Annotated in this window: 22 protein-coding genes; all 22 read left to right on the plus strand. The window is 44.3% G+C overall.

The genetic code is table 11. The annotated features are described in order from the left end of the window. The first annotated feature begins 42 nt into the window (after positions 1 to 42). The 22 genes from ACQ5DJ_RS12310 to ACQ5DJ_RS12415 all read left to right on the plus strand — a co-directional run bounded on the left by ACQ5DJ_RS12310 (position 43) and on the right by ACQ5DJ_RS12415 (position 20,093). Positions 43 to 1,614, plus strand: coding sequence for an ATP-binding protein (locus ACQ5DJ_RS12310; RefSeq protein WP_429842730.1), 1,572 nt, complete (start codon positions 43 to 45; stop codon positions 1,612 to 1,614). After that, a complete protein-coding gene (locus ACQ5DJ_RS12315) occupies positions 1,601 to 2,362 on the plus strand; it encodes a response regulator (RefSeq protein WP_429842731.1) in 762 nt (253 codons plus the stop codon). The genes ACQ5DJ_RS12310 and ACQ5DJ_RS12315 overlap by 14 nt, the downstream gene beginning before the upstream one ends. Continuing rightward, positions 2,349 to 3,716, plus strand: coding sequence for a sigma-54 interaction domain-containing protein (locus ACQ5DJ_RS12320; RefSeq protein WP_429842732.1), 1,368 nt, complete (start codon positions 2,349 to 2,351; stop codon positions 3,714 to 3,716). The genes ACQ5DJ_RS12315 and ACQ5DJ_RS12320 overlap by 14 nt, the downstream gene beginning before the upstream one ends. A gap of 49 nt (positions 3,717 to 3,765) precedes the next feature. After that, on the plus strand, positions 3,766 to 4,695 hold the full coding sequence (locus ACQ5DJ_RS12325; RefSeq protein ID WP_429842733.1) for a S66 peptidase family protein: 930 nt from the start codon (positions 3,766 to 3,768) through the stop codon (positions 4,693 to 4,695). A gap of 209 nt (positions 4,696 to 4,904) precedes the next feature. Then, the gene (locus ACQ5DJ_RS12330) at positions 4,905 to 5,276 is read left to right on the plus strand and encodes a DUF4280 domain-containing protein (RefSeq protein ID WP_429842734.1); all 372 of its coding nucleotides are present in this window, start codon (positions 4,905 to 4,907) and stop codon (positions 5,274 to 5,276) included. A 37-nt stretch (positions 5,277 to 5,313) separates the two neighbouring features. Next, positions 5,314 to 8,358, plus strand: a complete 3,045-nt coding sequence (locus ACQ5DJ_RS12335) for a late control protein (RefSeq protein WP_429842735.1) — start codon at positions 5,314 to 5,316, stop codon at positions 8,356 to 8,358. A gap of 11 nt (positions 8,359 to 8,369) precedes the next feature. Further along, complete coding sequence (locus ACQ5DJ_RS12340) at positions 8,370 to 8,975, plus strand: pentapeptide repeat-containing protein (protein ID WP_390304428.1); 606 nt, start codon at positions 8,370 to 8,372, stop codon at positions 8,973 to 8,975. Between the two features lie 233 nt (positions 8,976 to 9,208). Then, positions 9,209 to 9,673 carry a hypothetical protein gene (locus ACQ5DJ_RS12345; RefSeq protein ID WP_106778601.1) on the plus strand — a complete coding sequence of 155 codons (465 nt, stop codon included), beginning with the start codon at positions 9,209 to 9,211 and terminating at the stop codon, positions 9,671 to 9,673. Positions 9,674 to 9,677: 4 nt separating this feature from the next. Next, positions 9,678 to 9,842 carry a hypothetical protein gene (locus ACQ5DJ_RS12350; RefSeq protein WP_170831576.1) on the plus strand — a complete coding sequence of 55 codons (165 nt, stop codon included), beginning with the start codon at positions 9,678 to 9,680 and terminating at the stop codon, positions 9,840 to 9,842. 124 nt (positions 9,843 to 9,966) lie between these two features. Beyond that, positions 9,967 to 10,146, plus strand: a complete 180-nt coding sequence (locus ACQ5DJ_RS12355; protein WP_429842736.1) for a hypothetical protein — start codon at positions 9,967 to 9,969, stop codon at positions 10,144 to 10,146. Between the two features lie 120 nt (positions 10,147 to 10,266). Further along, positions 10,267 to 10,776, plus strand: a complete 510-nt coding sequence (locus ACQ5DJ_RS12360) for an HGGxSTG domain-containing protein (RefSeq protein ID WP_429842737.1) — start codon at positions 10,267 to 10,269, stop codon at positions 10,774 to 10,776. Between the two features lie 188 nt (positions 10,777 to 10,964). Further along, positions 10,965 to 11,774, plus strand: coding sequence for a recombinase family protein (locus tag ACQ5DJ_RS12365; protein ID WP_429842738.1), 810 nt, complete (start codon positions 10,965 to 10,967; stop codon positions 11,772 to 11,774). Between the two features lie 30 nt (positions 11,775 to 11,804). Beyond that, positions 11,805 to 11,975 (plus strand): IDEAL domain-containing protein, encoded by a 171-nt coding sequence (locus tag ACQ5DJ_RS12370; RefSeq protein ID WP_157696722.1) that lies wholly within the window; start codon positions 11,805 to 11,807, stop codon positions 11,973 to 11,975. A 381-nt stretch (positions 11,976 to 12,356) separates the two neighbouring features. Then, the gene (locus tag ACQ5DJ_RS12375; RefSeq protein WP_429842739.1) at positions 12,357 to 13,181 is read left to right on the plus strand and encodes a replication initiation protein; all 825 of its coding nucleotides are present in this window, start codon (positions 12,357 to 12,359) and stop codon (positions 13,179 to 13,181) included. Positions 13,182 to 13,533: 352 nt separating this feature from the next. Next, on the plus strand, positions 13,534 to 14,769 hold the full coding sequence (locus ACQ5DJ_RS12380; protein WP_429842740.1) for an IS110 family transposase: 1,236 nt from the start codon (positions 13,534 to 13,536) through the stop codon (positions 14,767 to 14,769). A 110-nt stretch (positions 14,770 to 14,879) separates the two neighbouring features. Then, positions 14,880 to 15,314: a hypothetical protein gene (locus ACQ5DJ_RS12385; RefSeq protein WP_429842741.1), complete on the plus strand. Its 435-nt coding sequence runs from the start codon at positions 14,880 to 14,882 to the stop codon at positions 15,312 to 15,314. Between the two features lie 5 nt (positions 15,315 to 15,319). After that, positions 15,320 to 15,826: a hypothetical protein gene (locus tag ACQ5DJ_RS12390; RefSeq protein ID WP_429842742.1), complete on the plus strand. Its 507-nt coding sequence runs from the start codon at positions 15,320 to 15,322 to the stop codon at positions 15,824 to 15,826. 435 nt (positions 15,827 to 16,261) lie between these two features. Further along, positions 16,262 to 17,323, plus strand: a complete 1,062-nt coding sequence (locus ACQ5DJ_RS12395; RefSeq protein ID WP_429842743.1) for a hypothetical protein — start codon at positions 16,262 to 16,264, stop codon at positions 17,321 to 17,323. A gap of 21 nt (positions 17,324 to 17,344) precedes the next feature. Beyond that, entirely contained in the window at positions 17,345 to 17,968 is a 624-nt protein-coding gene (locus ACQ5DJ_RS12400) for a pentapeptide repeat-containing protein (RefSeq protein WP_429842744.1), read from the plus strand. A gap of 485 nt (positions 17,969 to 18,453) precedes the next feature. Next, the gene (locus tag ACQ5DJ_RS12405; RefSeq protein ID WP_429842745.1) at positions 18,454 to 19,146 is read left to right on the plus strand and encodes a deaminase domain-containing protein; all 693 of its coding nucleotides are present in this window, start codon (positions 18,454 to 18,456) and stop codon (positions 19,144 to 19,146) included. A 13-nt stretch (positions 19,147 to 19,159) separates the two neighbouring features. Continuing rightward, positions 19,160 to 19,564, plus strand: a complete 405-nt coding sequence (locus tag ACQ5DJ_RS12410) for a hypothetical protein (RefSeq protein ID WP_429842746.1) — start codon at positions 19,160 to 19,162, stop codon at positions 19,562 to 19,564. Positions 19,565 to 19,811: 247 nt separating this feature from the next. Then, a complete protein-coding gene (locus ACQ5DJ_RS12415; RefSeq protein ID WP_429842747.1) occupies positions 19,812 to 20,093 on the plus strand; it encodes a hypothetical protein in 282 nt (93 codons plus the stop codon). The last annotated feature ends 263 nt before the right edge of the window (positions 20,094 to 20,356 follow it).

Here is a 20,356-nt window from a genome sequence, read left to right on the forward strand (position 1 = left end):
AGAACGAACCTGTTTGAACGCTTAACAATCAAATGGAAGATTATGCTACTCTCCGTCGGAATCGTTCTTTTTTCCTTGATCATTGGAAACTTGATCATGGCCGGAGGGATTATTCGGATTACGGAAACCCAACTGGGACAACGGTTGATGACCACAGCGCGCACGGTTGCGACGATTCCCAATGTACAGAAAAGCATTCAGGAACCAAACGGGTGGAAGGTCATCCAACCGACAGCAAACAGCCTGCGCGTCGTCAACGATGTGACGTATATCGTCGTGCTGAATATGGAGCGTGTCCGTTACTCAGACCCGCTAGATGAGCGGATTGGCACGGTATTCATGGACCCTGCGGTAGATGAGGCCTATGCCGAGCACTCCTATTTTCAAAAAGTCAAAGGAGAGATGGGGACTGCTCTGCGGGCCTATGTGCCGATCATGGATGACCAGCATCAGCAGGTGGGTGTTGTCCTGGTCGGACGTGTGATGCCTGATGTTTGGGGGATCTTGTACAGTGAGCGAAACAATATCGCGCTGACCTTTTTCTTCTCCTTATTGTTCGGGGTGTGGGGCTCTTATCAGTTGGCCCGTCACATGAAAAAGCAGATGCTCGACCTGGAGCCGGACGAAATCGCACGAATCCTAGTAGAGCGAACCGCAACCTTCCATGCCATGCATGAGGGAGTCATCGCCATCGACAATCGGGAGCGAATCACGATCTTTAACGACAGGGCGAAGCAAATTTTTGGCATAGAAGGAGAGGTGCTGGGCAAGCACATACGGTCTGTCCTGCACGACACCAGATTACCAGAAGTGCTGGAGCTACGCCAGAATTTTACCAACACTGAAATTCATGTTGGCAATACGCTGCTCTGGTCCAACCGTTTTTTGATCAAGGTCGAGGAAAAAATCGTCGGCGCAATTGCGATTTTTCAGGACAGAACAGAAGTGGCGAGAATGGCGGAGGAGCTGACGGGTGTAAAAGAATTCGTCGGTGCACTGCGGGTACAAAATCACGAGCACATGAATCATTTGCATACCATCGCAGGCTTGCTTCAGCTCCAACAGCATGAAAAGGCTCTCACATATTTGTTCGAGGTCAACGAGCAGCAGGAGGAGCTCACCTCCTTTTTAACGACGCGGATCATGGATGAGAATTTATCTGGGCTCTTGATCGGCAAAGTAAGTCGCGGAAGAGAGCTGGGGATTCGTGTTGTCATTGATCGCAGGAGTCATTTGGAACGTTTTCCGCCGTACATGGATCATCATAATTTCGTGCTTATATTGGGAAATCTGATCGAGAATGCCTTTGATTCACTGGAGCGAATCGAACGCGAGGAGAAGGAGATCATGATCAGTATCGAGCAAGACGAAGAGATTTGCTCCATTTTGGTGGAGGACAATGGAATCGGCATGGATGAAGAGACGCGCCGACGCATGCTGGAACGGGGATTTTCTACGAAAGAACGTGCGCACCGTGGACTTGGTCTGCATCTGGTGCATCAATTGGTCAATAAAGGGGGAGGAGAGCTGGCATGCCATTCGGCACGCGGAGAAGGGGCCAGCTTTCTCATAACGTTTCCGATGGGGGAGGTGGAGATTCATGGAGAAGGATAACGATAACATTCGTGTACTGATAATGGAAGACGATCCGATGGTACAGGAAATCAACAAGCAGTTCATAGAGCGCGTCCCGGGCTTTGTTGTGGTCGGAATTGCTGCAAACGGGGCAGATGGGATCAAGCTAGTGAATGAGCTTACTCCTGACTTGGTGATCATTGATATTTTCATGCCGATCCAGGACGGCGTAAAGGCGCTGATGGAGTTGCGCGCCGCCAAACATGCTGTGGACGTCATCGTGGTGACAGCTGCAAAGGACAAGACCACGATTCAGTCCATGCTGCGCAATGGGGCGATGGACTATATTATCAAGCCGTTTCAGTTTGAACGGATCAAGCAGTCGTTGGAAAACTATCGAGAATTTCGCCGCCAGATTGATTGGGAGGGAACCGCATCCCAGGATGAGGTCGACCAGCTGTTATTCCGCAAAAGTCCAGAAAAAGAACAATCCGGTGCTACTCCAGGCAGGGCAGTGCTACCGAAGGGACTGCACGCTGTTACTATGGAGCAAATCATGCGCCAGATCGAGAAAGAGAGTCAGCCGCTCTCGGCAGATGACGTGGCCGAACGCGTAGGGATCGCGAGAGTGACGGCCAGACGGTATTTGGACTATCTGGAGAAGAGCGGGAGTGTCAGAATGGATGTCAGCTATGGTGGGGTAGGCAGACCGACGAATCGCTATGTACGTGTCACTCCACAAGATGCGGGGGGCACGGGAGGTAGAGAGCGTCATGATCGATTATGAAGCCCTGATAGGCTCGCTGTTTGATATCGTGTACGTAACAGACGCAGAAGGAAGGACTTTGTATGGCTCGGAACGATATGAAGAATTTTTCGGAATCGATCCCAGGGAGATGATGGGCAAGCCGATCGAGGAGTTTCATCACCTCGGCTATTTTGCTCCAACGATCACGATGCGGGTTATTCGCGACAAGAAAAAGGTACACACGATTCAAACCACTCGTAAAAATCGCAAGCTTTTTGTAGAAGGCACACCAATTTGGGATCAGGAAGGGAATTTTAGCGGAGTAATCCATACGTTCATTGATATCACTAGCCAGGAGCAACTACAGCAGGAATTACATGAAGTCAAGTACGTCGGGACGGTCTTGCAGAGTGAAATGACCAAGGAGAACAACAGAAAAAAAGGAGAGACGAGCTTGATCTACCGCAGTCAGTCCATGGAGCAGGTCGCCATGATGGCTAAAAAACTGTCGCAGGTAGAATCATCTATGATCCTTCTGGGGGAATCTGGCGTTGGAAAAGGCGTGCTGGCAAAATACATCCACGAGTGCAGTCCACGAGTGGACAAGCCTTTCGTGCACATCAACTGCGGAGCCATTCCTGAGACTTTGCTGGAGTCAGAGCTGTTTGGCTATGAAAAGGGTGCTTTTACAGGAGCGGACAAAGATGGCAAGGCAGGTTTGATTGAAAAGGCAAACGGAGGCACGCTGTTTTTGGACGAGATCGGGGAGATGTCACTCTCCTTGCAAGTGAAGCTGTTGAATGTGTTGCAAGAAAAAACGATTACGCCCGTAGGCAGCTCTGTTTCGCGAAAAGTAGATGTAAAGCTGATCACAGCCACGAATAAAAACCTGCGGCAAATGGTCAAGGAAGGCAAGTTTCGCGAGGATTTGTACTATCGCATTCACGTCGTTCCGTTGGAAATTCCACCGCTGCGCGAACGGCAGGAAGAGATACCCGTGCTCGTTCATTACTTTCTCAATGTCTTTTCGCAAAAGTACTGTTTGGAAAGACAGCTCGCCGATACCTGCTATCGCATTCTCAGCGAATACGATTGGCCTGGCAATGTGCGGGAGTTGGAAAATGTGATGGAACGGCTCGTCGTTACGTCTCACGATGTCCTCATTACGCCCGCGCAAATTCCGCGTTATATTCATAACCAAGAATACAGTGAGGCCAAAGGGATCAAGGTCGATCGTGTGATGGCGATGCAGGATGCAATGGATGAGGTGGAGCGCCAACTCGTGCACCGGGCGTATGAGCAGCATAAGACGACGACAAAGGTAGCGGAAGCGCTCGGAATCAGTCAGCCGTCTGCAAGTCGCAAGCTGCGAAAATGGCTATGCACTATTTGACACAGATGTACGATAATGGGGAGAGAAACCGGAGGAGGAGACTGGTCAGATGAATAAAGGGAAGGCATTGCGAGCGGGAGATACAATCGGAGTAGTGGCAACCTCTAGCCCTGCTACAGAAGAAGTGCTGAACAAAGCAATGGCAGAGCTGCAAGGTTTGGGATACAAGGTGAAAATATCGGATACGTGCCGAGAATCGTACGGTGGGTATTTGGCGGGAACTCCTGAGCACCGGGCGGCTGAGCTGAATGCCATGTTCGTCGACGAGGAAGTGGACGGGATCATGTGCATGCGTGGCGGTTACGGTTCCCCGCAAATTCTGTCCGTGCTCGATTATGACCTCATCGCCCAAAACCCAAAGCTGTTTATCGGCTACAGCGACATTACGGCGCTACATAGCGTTTTCGGACAGCGTGCGAATATGGCTACCCTTCACGGACCGATGGCAACCTCAGACATCGCACATGGACTGGATGATTGGTCCAAGCAATATTTGCTTCGCGCCATGACGCGCCCCGAGCCATTGGGAGCGATCATTAATCCGCCTGGGGAAGAAATCGTCTGTCTCGTCGAAGGTCAGGCAGCTGGACCCGTAGTCGGCGGGAATCTCGCCCTCGTCTCTGCTTTGATGGGGACGCCTTACCAGCTCGATACGAGAGGCAAGCTGTTGTTCCTCGAAGATATCGACGAAGAGCCATACCGGATCGACCGCATGCTGACACAGCTTGCTCAAGGCGGCTTGTTTGATGATTGTGCGGGCGTTGTCATCGGGACATGGACCGATTGTGAGCCGAAAAAGCGCGAAGGCTTCTCTGTCTGGGATGTGTTTCAAAATATCGTCGTACCGTACGGAAAGCCAACCATCTGGAACATTCAGATCGGACATGGTGCATGCAACATTGCCCTCCCTCTGGGTGTAGAGGCCAGTCTCGATGCGACAAACGGTGAACTGGTGATCGAAGAGAGTGTAACCATATAACGAGAATGCTTTTTCTTTCAAGAAGGCTTCCCCAACCATTGCAGAGTTGGTGGAGGCCTTTTTGGGTTATTTAGAAAAATAAGGAAACGGGACGTTTGACCCATAAAACATTTACTAGTTTATCCCGATTATTAGATGGAATGTAAAAATAAGACGAATTATGGAAGTTGCTTGAAGAGGATTTTTTGGAAAGGGGGATAGGTCTAAAGATGCTAGCGTTACTTCAATTACTTGCAATGGGGTTGTTCAGCCCCGAGTACTCATATGTCGTGAGGGGAGCGACCCTCAAGTGCAGTCAGGGAACCGACCCCGGCGTATTGAATTTACCCTTGTGCCATGGCGTTTATAGCCTAGATAAGCCTGTCATGAATGTTGCCGATCATGTTCCCGGTGTGAATATCGGGTGCTTTGGGTTTTGCAAAGCGGCAGGTGGGGGGGAGTGTGTACCACAGACGACCTCGAAATGGACAGATGGAAAACACGATGTGCTCATCGACAACGAGCATGCCTTGCTGAGCAAGTCGCAGTTAGTCTGCAATCTGTCAGGCATCATCACGATTGAAAAAGACGGTCAGGATTGACGCTTCCCACGCTTGCTAGAGAAGGAGGGAAGAGAACATGCAACGTACAAGCGGCGTCATGACCTATCAGGATATAAAAATCGTTTGGCCATATGGACCGATCCGGCTAGATCAGCTAGAGTTCGTCCATCAAACAGGCACGCATGCCAAGCTCACGATCACAGGAATTGTCCCGGAAGACAAAGAGGACGAGATCATCAATCGTGCTGGCACCCACGATCCCATCGAGCTGTACAAGGTGGAAGGTGGGCAAAAACAGCCGATTTTCATGGGGCGGCTGGATCATGTGGAGATCAAGGTCGTACGAGATATTCACTACGTCACGATAAAGGCCGTGTCGCATACATATGCGTTGGATCTGAGCGTGAAAACACGTTCGTTTCAACAGGTGAATCGGTTGTACCGGGATGTCGTAGATGAAGTCATGTCTATCTATCACGGTGGAGATGTCATCGATCAAGCCTTCGACGACCGCCAGCAGGGCAAATACATCATGCAGTACGAGGAGACAGACTGGACCTTTTTGAAGCGAATCGCGTCCCATGTCGGAGCTGTCCTCGTCCCAGATTTGAGTGCGCATAAGGTACGCTTGTGGATCGGCATGCCCGAGGGTCGCAAGAAAATCAAGCTGGAAGACGAATCACCATATGAGGTCAACCGGGCCATCGCGCCGTACATGAAAAAAGCCGCAAACGGCTCCTCGTCCGTAAGCGAGTACCAGTACACGACGTACGCCTTCGATTACGACGACCTGCTACAAATCGGGGATGAGGTGCAGCGGGAAGGCCAAACATTCGTCATTACGAAAGTGACTGGGAAGCTGGAGCAGGGACTTCTGAGATGGAGCTACGTCTGCGCCGTGCCTGAAGCCGTCAAGCAATCGAAGCTGTACAACAAGGCCATCATCGGTGCGGCGATCGACGGAAAAGTGATTCAAATCGGTCGCAATCAGGTCAAGCTCCATCTGAACATGGACAAAAAGCAAGAGCCAAGCAAGGCCCAGTGGTTTCCGTATGCGGCGGAAGGCAACCAAATTTTGTACCTCATGCCCGAGCTCGGTTCAAAGGTAAAGCTGTACTTCCCGAGCGACGAAGAGGACGACGGTATGGTCATGAACTCCGTTCGCCATGCGCCAAAAGGAGCGGCTGTCGAGAAGCAGGATCGGCAAATGCAGGACCCCGGTGTGAAGACGTTTGGGAACCCGCAGGGGAAAGAGTTCTCACTCGGAGATAAAGAGCTGACGATGACTGCTCAGGAAGGGATGCTCTACATCTCGATGAACAAGGATGTGGGCGTCAGTCTGAACAGCACCTCGAATGTGAATATCAGTGCGAGTGGTGCGCTGAGCTTGAGTGGTGCGGCTGTGTATTTGTCTGGGTCTGAGAGCTTGAACGTGAAAACGGCGTCGGATACGATAGAACTGTTGGAGGAAAACAAATCCAGCAGTGAGGAGATTAAGCTGGAGGCGACTGTACGTCAGGCGTTTCCGACGATATTAAGTGCGTTTGAACAGGATGTGAAGGAGAACGGTCTGGCTGCCGTCATGGCCCGCAGAGCCTTCAACAACCAGGTTGCTGAGGCGAAAGGGAAGTTAGATGCCTTTGGAGATACTTTGTTAGGCTTGTGGAATACCGCAGTAGATGCCGGAGACATGTTGCTTACAGGACTTGCGGGAGAAGAGAACACGCAAGATATATATGAATTTGTAAGCGGCGAAGAAGTAGGCACACTGAGAGAACGCAATGGCATCGTAAAAGGCATCGAGAAAGGCGTAAACAACACGCTCAATTATGTGGGAGATACGTTTACGGGCAAGAAGGCACCGGAAGAAATCCTTTCAGATTTGGGGAAGCTGGGAGAAGGGCTTTACGACGAGTATCTCGATCCATTCGCGAAGGACGCCCAATACGATCAAGATAACTTGTTTAAAGGCGGTCTGTGGACCAGATCGGAAGACGAGAGCTATGCGAAGGGCCAGAATGAGTATAAGAAAGACATGGTGGTAGCAGAGGTAGCGGTAACCGTTCTTAGTGCCGGAACAGGTACAGCCGTTGTGCGGACAGTCAAAACGGCCGATAAGCTGAATGGGCCTAATGGCAAGAAAAAGTCTGGTGACCATGAGGGAAATGGGAAAGGTGTCCTTTTGCCTAATTCCAGTATCGACGACGCAATGAGCGCCATGCTTAAGGATGGAAAGCTAAAGACGCATGGTAAGAGTTTTGCAGAATCGATGATTGAATTACAAGAAAAAGTTGATAAGTTCCTTAAGCAGATGACTGGTGTGTTTAATGGAAGAATTGTTGTTCTCAGAGATGCTTTTACGGGTCAACCTATGGTTTATTGGATGCGGCATGACGATTTGCCTGGTAATAGAGGCGGTGGTGGAGGGAATCATCATCGCCGTAAAGATGGGAAGGAAGATCGGGAGAGAGAAGAAAGAGAGAGAAGAGAAAGAGAAAGAAGAGAAAGAAGAGAAAGAGAAGAAAGAGAGAGGAGAGAAAAAGAAGAAAGAGAAAGAAGAGAAAGAGAAGAAAGGGAAAGAAGAGAAAGAGAAGAAAGGGAAAGAAGGGAACAAGAGCAGAGGGATACTGAGGGGACGGATAAAGGTGGTAAGGGCGACAAGCCTCATTTATATGATGAACATGGGAATTATACTGGAGGAAGAAATCAAGAAGAATTGGATAGTTTAGCCCGAGATCCTGCAAGTAATGGGAAAATAGAACCTAAAAATATAAATGAAAGAGATGTTGGATTAGCATTAGAAGAAAGAGGTGATTTAGGAAGAATAATACGTGATCCCCAAGCAGAAAACGGAGCAGAGTTTATTGATACCACTACAGGCTTAAAGTGGGACGTGAAAAGTTTTGTATCATATCCAAGCGGTAGGGACGGAGTACCTATAACAAGTCCCAAAAAGGGTGCTTTTTCTGTTAAAAATGGTATGCAAAAGATACACGAAGAATTTGCTAAAGGAAATAACGTAATTATTGATACAAAAAAAATGGTGCCTGAGCATATTGAACAACTGATGAAAGCAATTGATGAAGCAGGAATAGCAGATAGAATATTGTGGTACCCTTAAGGAGTGAGAAAATGGAAGAAAGAAATATTCTTAGTATGTTTGATTTGCATAAAAAGTGGGTTGAGACAATTGGTAAAGAAGGTGAGATGTTAAAGTTAGATGAAGTGGACTTAAGAAGTTTTGATTTATCCGATATATTGCTTGAACAAGCATATTTAATAGAGTGTACTTTTGATGATCTCAAACTGGAAAATATCGATTTTCACACATCATTATTAGCCTCGTCAACATTTAAAAATGCATATTTAGATAAATGCGATTTTTATAAATCAGATCTTAGATATACAGATTTTTCAAACTGTGTCATTAAAAACAGTAGATTTAGTAAAGGTGATTGTTGGGAAGCAATATTTAGAAATGCATATTTAGTAGATTGTAATTTGATTAATGTATCGTTCTACTTAACGGATTTTAGTTGGGCAAGACTAGAAAATGTAGATATAAGTGTTTCGACATTTAAAGAAACATTGTTAAACGGAGTAACATTAAAAAATATTAAAGGTATAGAAGAAGCCTTTTTTGAGAGTATAAATATTGGTACATCGGAGAAACCAATATTGTTGGAATCAGAAAAAGCAAGGGAATGGATGTTAGAAAAATGTGAAGTAAATGGTTAAGTGGATTGGCTACCAGTGCCGAATGAAGCCATCATTCAACCAATAACACATATGACAGATACAAAAATGTAGATCGGGTTTACAACTCTAACAACAAGGTCGTACAATACAACCAACAAACCAAACACTAAATGATTCAAACACTTGATAAACTTTAAAAGCTCTTTCCAACTTGAACCATGAGTAGGAATGAGCTTTTTTTGCATGCCCAAAATCAAAGGAGGACGAAACGAATGGCAAAAGAAGTACAGGCAGTAGCAGAGGAAACAGGATTAATTGCACAGGCTCAAGCAGAGTATGAAGCGATTAGAGCACAAATTGCGGAGCATTACCAGCAAGCCAGAGAGCTAAGAAATCAAGCGGATAAGCTGAACCAGTCAGGACGAACCGACGTACAGGTGATGACAGAAGTAAATCAGTTGCTTGACCAAGCAAAAAGATTGACCTCATTAGCAGATCAGCTAGACGATCATGAGAGGTTAGAAGCGATTCGCAACATGAATGAACTTGAAATCGAAGCATGTGTACTAAAGGAAAAGAGAGCCTATAACGAAAATATGTTGGCTCGACAACATACAGAGCTTGAAAAAGTGAAAGAAGAAGCCGCAGCAATGATACGACGAGCAGAAGAAGAAATGAAGGAAACATCAAGATGCTTGGCTGTTCAAAAGAAACGGTTAGCTGAACTGGAGGGATAAGCTAATGAAGTCATTGAGTCCGGAAGCATTAGAAGCACGTCGAGAATATAGAAGACAATACGAACGTGAGTATCGGCGCAAATGGAGGCGGAAGCCGGAGAATCGTCTGAAAGCGAAGGAGTACGAGCGCAGATATTGGGAACAAAAGGTACAGCAATCTAAGGAATAACACATGCAGCCAAACGCTCGTAGGTAGCGCACCCATTCAAATGTACGACCAAGGACATTTTACCGAAACAGACACGAAACCACGAGAGCAACCAAATACAAAAGTCACAGGAGGAAGTAACACAATGACGAAACATGAAGAATTCTTATGGGAACTGTTACACCACGAGATCGAAACGAAAGCAGAACTAACACGTATGTACTTTGACTGCTTTACGTTTATTGCAAAAACGGAACAGCTTGAGGAGTTTCAGTTGCATAAGAAACAGAGGGAAGAAAGTAGAAGCAAAGCATTAGAGGAGTGAAGATAACTAAGAATGGTGAGCAATGTAGTGAAAGTGGATGGATAAACAGCTTGGAGGCAAGAAGCCCTCCCCCAGGTCGGGGAAACGATACCCCATGAAATGAGGTTAGGGGATGTAAAAATGGAACAGAAACGATGCGGAGCCAAGACGAAAAGCGGTGAAGCTTGTAAAAAAACGGCTCTAAAGAATGGACGTTGCAGGTTGCATGGTGGAAAATCCACGGGTCCGAAGGATAAGACGAAGCATAGCGAGCGTCTAAAAGGCAACAAAAACGCCTTGAGGCATGGACTGTATGAAACGATCTGGCTAGATACGCTAACCGAGGAAGAACGGGAATTGTACCATCAGGTTTCAATCGACCCGAATGTACAGGTGGATAGCGAGTATCGGCTTTCAGAGTTACGGAAACGGCGTATGCTGCTGCGTATTCAGCAAGAGGAACAGAAGGACAAGCCTGACCATGCTGAAATCAGAGCGATGGAAGATGCGATCACCAAAGTGCAGATGAATGTTGCGGCACTTATTCGGGAGAACGGCAAGCTCAGGGATATGCAGAAGCAGAAAAGCGATGGCTCGTTAGACCAGTTGGTCGAGATACTGCAACAAGCGAGAAGCAAGTTTCAAGGATGAAGACAGGAGCAGACAGAGCACACGCTTTGTTTCGCTCCTTTTTACTACCGCAGAAGGCGTAGCATCTAAAAATGAATGTAAAAATGTCTTACCACGATCACGGTTAACGAGCGGTAAAAAGGATAAAGAGGGTTGTAATTGCCTTCCGTAAGGTCGTATGGTGTTACAAAAAAATAGGAGGCATTTACATGAAGGAAACGAAGGTCAAGAAATGGGTAGGCTATGTGCGTATCTCCTCGGACAGTCAGATGGAGAACACATCTATTAGTGAACAGGTAAGGCAGATTGAAGCGTTTTGCGTGAGTCAGGGCTGGCAACTGGCAGCGATCTTCAAGGACGAAGGAGTTAGCGGCAGCACAATAGAACGAGATGGTTATCAAGAGATGCTGCATTACATTCAGCAGCCCGAACATGAGGTTGGCGGGATTGTCGTGACGAAATCAGACCGTATCCATCGTCAATTGAATCATCTGCTGGACTTGATCGAAGAGGAACTGGAACCACAAGACATGGCGTTCATTAGTGTGACGGAGCGAATGGATACCTCGACTCCGCAAGGGAAGATTTTCTTGCAAATGCTTGGCGGTTTTGCTGAGTTTGAACGTGCAACCATCAATGAACGTACCCGAAACGGACGAATCGCTACGGCTAGAAAGAATCAATATGCTGGCGGAGGTATTCCTTATGGCTACAGGCTGTGGAACGGAAACATTGAACTGGATAAACAGCAAGCCAGCACCGTAAAATACATTTTTCAGGAATATGTAGAAGGAACGAACCCTTATCGCATCGCCAAGTTGCTGAACAACGCTGGTATCCAAACTAAGACAGGAAAGGCTTGGACAGTCGTACAGGTACAAAACATTTTGAACAAAGAGACGTACACAGGGTTCAACATGTACAACGGGCAAAAAGAGCAGAATGGCATTAGGCAGAAAGATGTGTTTCCTCGTATCATTAGCCGCCAGTTGTGGAACAAGGCAAGGCAGGTCAGCTAATCATCACGTAAACAATGGGAGGCTGGACAAATGAGCGAATTCAAAGAACGGATGATGATGTGTTCAGAAGACTACGACGAAATGATTGACATGGCTTTAGCTATGAAGGACAAGGAATGGTTTGAGGAGTTGGTTACCAAGCAAAAGCGGTTACGTGAACTGGAGATTGAAATGCGCCGCGAATTAGGTGTACTCGACTAGGATACGATCATACTATACAGCAGACCCACGAGAACCGGGCGAGACGACGTTCTCATGTAGGATTACCACAAATGACACCGATGAACGGAGATACAAACGAGAGCGAACCATCTCACAGGGTTAGACGTTATAGTTGACTCCAAACAAAGCATGTGACATAATCCCTCATACAGTATTCGATTGTGGTTCAGGGGATACTGCTAACTTGGTAAACTTCAACTCTTAGAGCACTTGATTGTCTGTAATGGACGACAAGTGCTTTTTTGCGTTTAACAGTCTCAAATGGACAGCGTCCGATAATTACTTAATTAGTCGAGTAAGTGTTACATTTTACAATCGCATGGAGCAAAAAAGCGTATGAGAAGGGGAGTGTAGCGTGTGATGAATGCAAGTGTATCCATAGACAAATTTGTCATGGAATATAAGGATGTGCCGCTTGGGGCTTATTACGGATTGATGAGAGACGAGGCGATGAACGGGTTTCAAACGAAGCCAACCATCTATTGGGGCGACTACTGCTACGAGTTGCATATACGGAAAGGGAAGGAAGCCTACTTACATGTATTTTACAAGAACTTTAGGGAAACAGATGGGCACTTGCATACCTTGCGACTAGAGACTCGCCCCGAACATTACTTACATTTTCATGAGTTGCTGGAACCGATACGCAAGGTGGCAAGCAGGATAACTTTCGTTGGCTGTGATGTGGCGTATGATGTGAGGACTTCATTGGAAAATGTCATCGTCATCCCTACCGATATGCGGCGGGAGATGACTTATGAGGGAACAACACGATATTTTGGTAAAGCTCATCAGCGCAAGACGAATGGATACTGCCGCATTTACGATAAGCGACTGGAGCTATGGGAGAAACAGAAGATCATGCTCGACCACGAATTGAGCCGCATTGAGATTGTATACAAACCAGACCAGAAAATATTACTGTCGGATGTGGGGAGGTATCCACCAGAGCAGAACGACAAGTATTTTGCGGCAGTGGTAACAGATTGGGATGTACTCCCTAGAAAAAGGGTGGAACAGATTCGCGACATGCGGGACGGAGCAGAGATGTATACGCAACTGATACGTAAAGGGGTAAAAGAAACCCTTGCAAACCCGTATCACGTAGATTTCAACAGGTTAGCAAGGGAACAATGGGTATCGCTAGTTGAAGTACCTTGTACGGCATTGCTGGGGGCAGCATAAACCGCAGATTCAACAGCGATTGGTGTAACGATTTCGTATATACAGTATACGACCTTCCCACAGAGGAAAACGACAGGAAACATACAGGGTTGTGCAGATTTTGGAAAACATCGTATACTACGCATCACTGTTTACCCGTTACCCGTTGTGTAAGGGATTGTCGAAAAATATTTTTGTAAGGTACTTAAAAACCATTGAAGTTTCAATATATGTAGGTATAGAGACGTTGAACGATTAGAAAATGGACTGGCTGGCGTCCCGTTGCGGGTCACTTGTTGACTAACGCTTGAGCTGAGGTTGCCGACATTTTTTTACCTTTCAACGTACTTCATAGACAGAGGTGATGCCTTGCATGCACTACAAACAGAAGCATATTTACATTGGAGTTGACCTGCACAAGAAAACACATACGGCGGTGGTGATCAACTGCTGGAACGAGAAGTTGGGGGAAATTACGTTTGAGAACAAGCCCGCCGCTTTTGATGAACTGATCACGTATGTCAAGCAATTCAAGAATCGAGGCATGACCCCTGTGTATGGACTGGAAGATGTAGGCGGGTATGGTCGTTCGTTAGCGGTGTACCTGTTAGAAAATAAACAGCAGGTGAAGGAGGTCAATTCCGCTCTGTCGTATGCCGAGCGCCAAAGTTACCCGACCACACAAAAAAGCGATAGCTGGGATGCGGAGTGTGTAGCAAGAATCCTGTTAAACAAGTTGGACATCTTGCCCGACGCAAACCCGCAAGACGTATACTGGACGATTGGTCAACTGGTGACGAGAAGGAATGGCTTGGTGAAGGGATTGATCTCCCTTAAAAACCAATTGCACACCCAACTCAGTTACCATTACCCCAGTTACAAAAAGTTCTTTAGCGACATCGACGGAAAATGTGCGCTGGCTTTTTGGGAGAAGTACCCTGCCCCACACGTACTAAACGGTGTCTCGGTCGAAGAATTTGCGAAGTTTTTACGGAAATCAAGTAGCAATGCGTGTTCGACAAGGAAGGCAGAAGAAATACTGGCACTCGTGCAAGCAGATGGTGATACGACGAGAAGCTATCAGGAACAACGAGACTTTCTAATCAAGAGCCATGTGCGGGACATACAGTTCAACAAGAAGGAAATCGAGTATGTAGAAGGCGAACTGCAAGGTATGATGAAACGGCTAGACTACCAACTAGAAACGATGCCAGGCATAGATTTGGTAACGGCATCTTCTCTAGTGGCAGAAATAGGCGACATTAACCGTTTTGCCAGCGCAGATAAACTGGCACGTTTTGCAGGGATAGCCCCTGTCAATTTCAGTTCCGGCGGCAAAGGTACGAACCAAAAAAGCAGACAGGGTAATCGGATACTGCATGGTTTGTTTTACAACCTAGCTGTCCAGCAAGTGCAAGTTTCAAAAGGGAGCAAAAAGCCACGCAATCCGCTCTTTTACGAATACTTCAACCGCAAGAAAGAAGAAGGCAAAACACCAACGCAAGCCTTGGTATGTGTCATGCGGCGGTTAGTCAACATCATCTACGGCATGATGAAGCACAAAACAGCGTTCCGTCTCCCTGAACAAGCAGAAAAACAAGCAAGCTAACGGTTGGTGCCGCTAGTATTCTAGCAAGCACCGTTCCTTTTCAATAGTTTAGCTTTACAACATAGGGGACGGGTAAAGGCGGTATTGACAATGGCTTAACTGAACCTTCGTTGCCTAAAGGTGGAAAACCAAAAGGGAATTATGCAAATCCTGAAGGTGGCAGAGGAAATATAAGACAAAATGAAGCTGCCGACTTATTTGCAGAACAAGGTTACGATATTGAAATGTTGGATGAAATTGATGGAGGAAATGGTTATGGTCTAAAAGAAGGGAAAAATCCTGATTTCCTAATTGAGGGGAAAGTGTTTGATTGCTATGCTCCTGATGTCGATACCCCTTTTGATAGTGTTTGTAAAAAAATAAAAGACAAGACTAAAAATCAAGCCAAAAGAATCGTGCTTAATCTGGATGATTATCCTGCAGAAAATATAGATGAGCTATTAAAGACTATTTTGAGACAAACAAACCCCAAGGCAAATTTAAAACATCTGGATGAACTCTTAATTGTTAAGGATGGTCAAATTACTAGGGTTTTTGGGAGGTAGGAAGAATGGATTACGAATTATTTATAAATACTAAGTTGGAAAGAAATAGCATAGGGGATCTATTATATGAGCTAGCGAGTGATGTAATAGGTGAGAAAGTTAAGTTTAAAAAAATGCGACATGAACTTGGCTTTCAATATGTATATATTGGTTGTGATTACTTTTCGATAGACATTGATCTAGATGATGAAGATGATGATATGGAAGAGTATCGGGAGATGAATTTCAGATATCATGGTGTTGATACAAATATGCGTATTAGTGTTCAGATGATTTCAAAGACGTTTAATATTGGATGGATGAAATTTCTTGAACTAACCGGTAGAGTTTTAAGAGTTATTGATGGAGATTTGCTTTTACTTGATGATAGTTCATTTCCAGTAATGAAAAGAAAAGATAATATTTTATATATAAATAGCAATTTAGATGAATACCGTATTAAATATATTACTAAGGAAAATTTAAGCCTTCTTGATTACCCTTATATTGAAGAAAATTTCTCGGGAAAGTAGACCGGGTTTACAGCTAGGACACAAGATCGTACAATACAACCAACAAACCAAACACTAACTGATTCAAACACTTGATAAACTTTCAAAGGCTTATTCCAACTTGAACACTGAGGAGGAACGAGCCTTTTTCTGTTACCAGCGGGAAGTAAGCATATTTTGTCCCTCATGCCATACCAAGTCAAAGATGAATTAATTCTGGGAGGATAATTTATCTGCGCTTCGGAGTGCTGTGGTCGATACAGCAGATATTGCGTTTACCGCATTAATGCTCGGCAACTCCGAAGAAATTTATGAAGGGGTAAGTGGTAAAGAGGTAGGATCACTAACAGAGCGAAATCAAATGGCAAAAGGAGTCGCGCAAAGCGCTACCGATGCCTTTAATTATGCGGGGCAGGTACTTTCGGGAATAAATCACCGATAGAAATGGGAACAGACTTGTACGAAGCAGGCAAGTCGGGCGCAAAAGAATTATACAGCGACTTCGTAGAACCTTTTGTAAAAGATGCGGAATACATGTGGGATGACACTGTAAAAGGCGGCATGTGGACCAGATCGATTGAAGAAAGCTACGAAAAAGGTAGCAATCAAGGCAAGAGAGATTTGGTTATCGCCGAGCTGCTACTCAGCCGTGGGGCTGCGTCTGCCTATAAGCAGGGAGTAAAAAAGGCAATTGACTTACCAGATGGGGATGGCCAACGTGGAAAACGAGACGGTGGAAATAGAGCGGGATTACTTCTCGATGGCGTAGATAACAACCGGAACAGTAGCGCATCCCTAAAGGGTGGAAAGCTAAAGACGCAGGCTAAGAGTTTTCCAAAATCGATCGAGGAATTACAAGAAATGGTTGATAAGCTTCTCAAGCAGATGGGGAACGTGCTTGGTGGAGTTGCTGTTTTCAGAGACGCTTATTCGGGTGAATATAGGTTTTACTTTGTTCGGCATGATGATTTGTCTGGTAATGGAGGCGGTGGTGGAGGGAATCATCGTCGGAGTGATAATGGTAATGAGGGGAAGGGTAAAAGTGATTTAGATATAATCAGGAAGGATGCCCCAGATTACTATCAGGAATTAATGGATAAGTATGGCGATAAGGGAACTTATCATGCTAGAACACCAGATGAGTATGAAGATTTGGCAAGAGACCCAGACCATAATTTTAACATTGATGACAAAACTAGAATAGAACGACAGGCTGGGCTTGAATTAGAGGTTAGAGGAGAACTTACTGGGCCAATTGTACGTGATCCAGTTACGGGTCGTGGTGAGTTTATCGATGGAAATGGACAAGTGTGGGATGTAAAGGGATTTAACTCAAATTACCCTCCTAAGAAAGGTGGGTTTAGATTAGATAAGGCAATGGCAGATATTGAAGATGAATTAAGCAAGGGAGAAAATGTTATTCTTGATACCACTAAATTATCCCAAGATCACATTGAGCAATTAACAAATGCTATAAGTACAATGGAATGGAAGGGAAAAATCCGTTGGTGGCCTTAAATGGAAAGAGGGGGATAATAGATGTTAACTCAACAAGAACTAAATAAAATGATTGAGGATCACCAATTATGGATCATTGAATCAAAATCTAGAGGCACACAATTGTATTTAGAGGATGCTACTTTAATTGAATTGGATTTAGTTGATAAGAACTTAACAGATGCGGTACTGGTAGGCTCAACATTACAGAAATGTTTATTAACCAATACTGATTTTTATTATTCTAATCTGGCCTCAATTAATTTTTTTGAAGTCAGTATGAATGGCGTGATTTTGACAAAGTCAAATTTGGATTACTCAATATTTAAGAAATGTGAAGCAACTAATTCTAAGGCTATAAAAGCTACGTTTTATGAATCAGTTGTAGAGGAAGTGAATTTTTCCAATTCTAGTATGATGAAAGTGAGGTTTATGTATTCTAACCTTAAAAATGTAAAATTTATTAATTGTGATTTATCAAGAGCATCTTTTAGGAATTCCATCCTTCAAGATGTAGATTTTACTGGTGCCGATTTATCTGAAGTAGACTTATCAAACGTAGAGATAAACAATGCTATTTTTAATAGGGCTTTTTACAATCATAAAACTATTTGGCCTGAAAATATAAGTTTAGAACAAATAGGAGCTATCTTCAAAAATGAATAGCAATTGGGGCCCTGTCAAAAAAATTATGTGAACCCGTTTACAATCCCAACAAAAAGATCGTACAATGCAGCCAACAAACCAAACCCAAAACAATTCAAACACTAGATAAACTTTCAAAAGTTCTTTCAAACTTGATCTATGAGTAGGAAGGAGCTTTTTTTTGTATGCCCAAAATCAAAGGAAGAAGAAAAGAATGGCAAAACGTGAACCGGTAGTGGCAGAAGAGTTGAAGAGCCAGCAACTAGCACAGGAAGTAGAAAAGCAAACGAGGATTATTGCTTAGGCACGAGCTGTATACGAGCATCTTATGGATGAAATTCGTAGTTATTATCGATGCCCAACGTGGAAAACGAGGCGGTGGAAATAGAACGGGATTACTTCTCGATGGCGTTGATAACAACCGGAACAGTAGCGCATCCCTAAAGGGTGGAAAGCTAAAGACGCAGTCTAAGAGTTTTCCAAAATAGATCGAGGAATTACAAGAAATGGTTGATAAGCTTCTCAAGCAGATGGGGAACGTGCTTGGTGGAGTTGCTGTTTTCAGAGACGCTTATTCGGGTGAATATAGGTTTTATTTTGTTCGGCATGATGATTTGTCTGGTAAAGGAGGCGGTGGTGGAGGGAATCATCGTCGGAGTAATAGTGGTAATGAGGGGACGGGTAATGTTGACAAACAAGAGATAATTAATGACCTTTACAATAGAACTAAAGATATAAGAGATCAAATAAAGAAAAAAGCGGATGAAATAAGAAAATCAGAGGCATTTAAAAATCTTTCAAGTAAACAGCGAAGAAATTTAGAGCAGAAACTAAGAAGATTAGAAAAAGGTAATCTAGCTTCCGCTAAAGTAGATATTTCTGGAGTCGAGAAAGACTATATTTCTCATAGTCAAATTAATACATTGGATGATTTATTTGCAGAACTTGATAATTTTACACATCAAAAAAACGATAGAATATTTGAAACATATGTAGATGACGGTTTTGCAAGATATCAAGATACTGAAGCAAAAATTTTAGAGGATATCGCTTCACAAATTAAAGACCCGACTATAAAGGGTGAAATTGATTTGTTTTCACATTTTGACGTATGCCAGAGTTGTACAAATTTGATATTTGAGTTTAGACGTAAATTCCCAAATATAAAATTAAACGTTTATACTAATAGCATGAGATAAAAGGATGTGTGTTATGAGTACCTACGAAGAAATTAAAGATTCTGTGGATTTTGGGTTTGAAGAATACATTGGTAAAAACGAGTACAATACTGCTCAGGCTTCTGCAAGAATTCTAGAGGAGGACTGGTGGTTATTAAACGAAGGCAATTTCAGTAAAACAACATTCTTTATATGTCTGGCCTTAGAAAGTTTGAAAATGAATGAAATTCCTGACTTTATAGTATTAAAATTAGACGAATTTTTAATGAATTTAGAATTTGAGGATTATATTAAAGTAGATGATGTGAAGCGACTTCTTCATGATATCAGTTTGTACAAAGAACGTATAAAAAAAGATGATTATAAAATGGTACAGACAGATAATACTTGGAAAGGTAGACTTGAATATATTTTGAGTTTGAAACAAGAAGACTTATAAGCCTTACACTTTAATGGTGTAATTAGTTTTTGTGTAAATCCATTTACAATTCTAGCAACAAGATCGCACAATACAACTAACAACCAAAACACTAAAGCACTTGATAAACATTCAAAGGCTTATTCCAACTTGAACGGTGAGTAGGAATGAGCCTTTGAATGTTTGCAGAGCATATTTTATTGGTTTTGTAAGTTTGTATTTAAGGATAGAAAATTCCGGAAATTGATTTTCTGCGATGTGGGGTGCTGTGGTTGATACAGTAGATACTGCGTTTACTGCAATAACGTTCGGTAACTCCGAAGAAATTTATGAACAGGGAAGTGGAGAAGACGTAGTATCACTTACCGAGCGAAATATCATGGCAAAGGGAGTCGCGGATCGTGCTACCAGTGCATTGAATTACGCGGGAGATGTACTCACGGGGAATAAATCGGCGAGAGAAATAGGAACAGATGTATTAGAAACGGCTTGGTCGGGTGCAAAAGGAGTCTACAGCGATGTCATAGAACCCTTTGTAAAAGATGGGTAATACATGTTGGAAGGCAGACTAGGTGGCATGTGGACTAGGTATATAAAAGAAAGCTACAAAAAAGGCCGAAATAGAGGTAAAAGATTTGGTTATAGCCGAGCTAGTGCACACTGAAAGAATTCAACAAAACATCGTGAAAGGAATCGAGCAAGGCGTGAACAACACGCTCAATAATGGGCGATGAAATCCTTTCAGATATAGGGAAGCTGGGAGAAGGGCTTTACGACGAGTATCTCGATCCATTCGCGAAGGACGCCCAATAC

The organism is Brevibacillus sp. FIR094, from assembly GCF_050477165.1.
In the GTDB taxonomy this organism is placed as follows: domain Bacteria; phylum Bacillota; class Bacilli; order Brevibacillales; family Brevibacillaceae; genus Brevibacillus.

Bases quoted from the DNA above. Each gene is read 5' to 3' on its own strand.
- ACQ5DJ_RS12380 (WP_429842740.1), top strand. From the start codon at position 13,534: ATGCACTACAAACAGAAGCATATTTACATTGGAGTTGACCTGCACAAG.
- ACQ5DJ_RS12360 (WP_429842737.1), top strand. From the start codon at position 10,267: ATGGAACAGAAACGATGCGGAGCCAAGACGAAAAGCGGTGAAGCTTGT.
- ACQ5DJ_RS12335 (WP_429842735.1), top strand. From the start codon at position 5,314: ATGCAACGTACAAGCGGCGTCATGACCTATCAGGATATAAAAATCGTT.
- ACQ5DJ_RS12405 (WP_429842745.1), top strand. From the start codon at position 18,454: ATGGTTGATAAGCTTCTCAAGCAGATGGGGAACGTGCTTGGTGGAGTT.
- ACQ5DJ_RS12370 (WP_157696722.1), top strand. From the start codon at position 11,805: ATGAGCGAATTCAAAGAACGGATGATGATGTGTTCAGAAGACTACGAC.
- ACQ5DJ_RS12310 (WP_429842730.1), top strand. From the start codon at position 43: ATGCTACTCTCCGTCGGAATCGTTCTTTTTTCCTTGATCATTGGAAAC.
- ACQ5DJ_RS12315 (WP_429842731.1), top strand. From the start codon at position 1,601: ATGGAGAAGGATAACGATAACATTCGTGTACTGATAATGGAAGACGAT.
- ACQ5DJ_RS12320 (WP_429842732.1), top strand. From the start codon at position 2,349: ATGATCGATTATGAAGCCCTGATAGGCTCGCTGTTTGATATCGTGTAC.
- ACQ5DJ_RS12350 (WP_170831576.1), top strand. From the start codon at position 9,678: ATGAAGTCATTGAGTCCGGAAGCATTAGAAGCACGTCGAGAATATAGA.
- ACQ5DJ_RS12375 (WP_429842739.1), top strand. From the start codon at position 12,357: ATGAATGCAAGTGTATCCATAGACAAATTTGTCATGGAATATAAGGAT.
- ACQ5DJ_RS12400 (WP_429842744.1), top strand. From the start codon at position 17,345: ATGTTAACTCAACAAGAACTAAATAAAATGATTGAGGATCACCAATTA.
- ACQ5DJ_RS12355 (WP_429842736.1), top strand. From the start codon at position 9,967: ATGACGAAACATGAAGAATTCTTATGGGAACTGTTACACCACGAGATC.
- ACQ5DJ_RS12345 (WP_106778601.1), top strand. From the start codon at position 9,209: ATGGCAAAAGAAGTACAGGCAGTAGCAGAGGAAACAGGATTAATTGCA.
- ACQ5DJ_RS12340 (WP_390304428.1), top strand. From the start codon at position 8,370: ATGGAAGAAAGAAATATTCTTAGTATGTTTGATTTGCATAAAAAGTGG.
- ACQ5DJ_RS12390 (WP_429842742.1), top strand. From the start codon at position 15,320: ATGGATTACGAATTATTTATAAATACTAAGTTGGAAAGAAATAGCATA.
- ACQ5DJ_RS12410 (WP_429842746.1), top strand. From the start codon at position 19,160: ATGAGTACCTACGAAGAAATTAAAGATTCTGTGGATTTTGGGTTTGAA.
- ACQ5DJ_RS12330 (WP_429842734.1), top strand. From the start codon at position 4,905: ATGCTAGCGTTACTTCAATTACTTGCAATGGGGTTGTTCAGCCCCGAG.
- ACQ5DJ_RS12365 (WP_429842738.1), top strand. From the start codon at position 10,965: ATGAAGGAAACGAAGGTCAAGAAATGGGTAGGCTATGTGCGTATCTCC.
- ACQ5DJ_RS12325 (WP_429842733.1), top strand. From the start codon at position 3,766: ATGAATAAAGGGAAGGCATTGCGAGCGGGAGATACAATCGGAGTAGTG.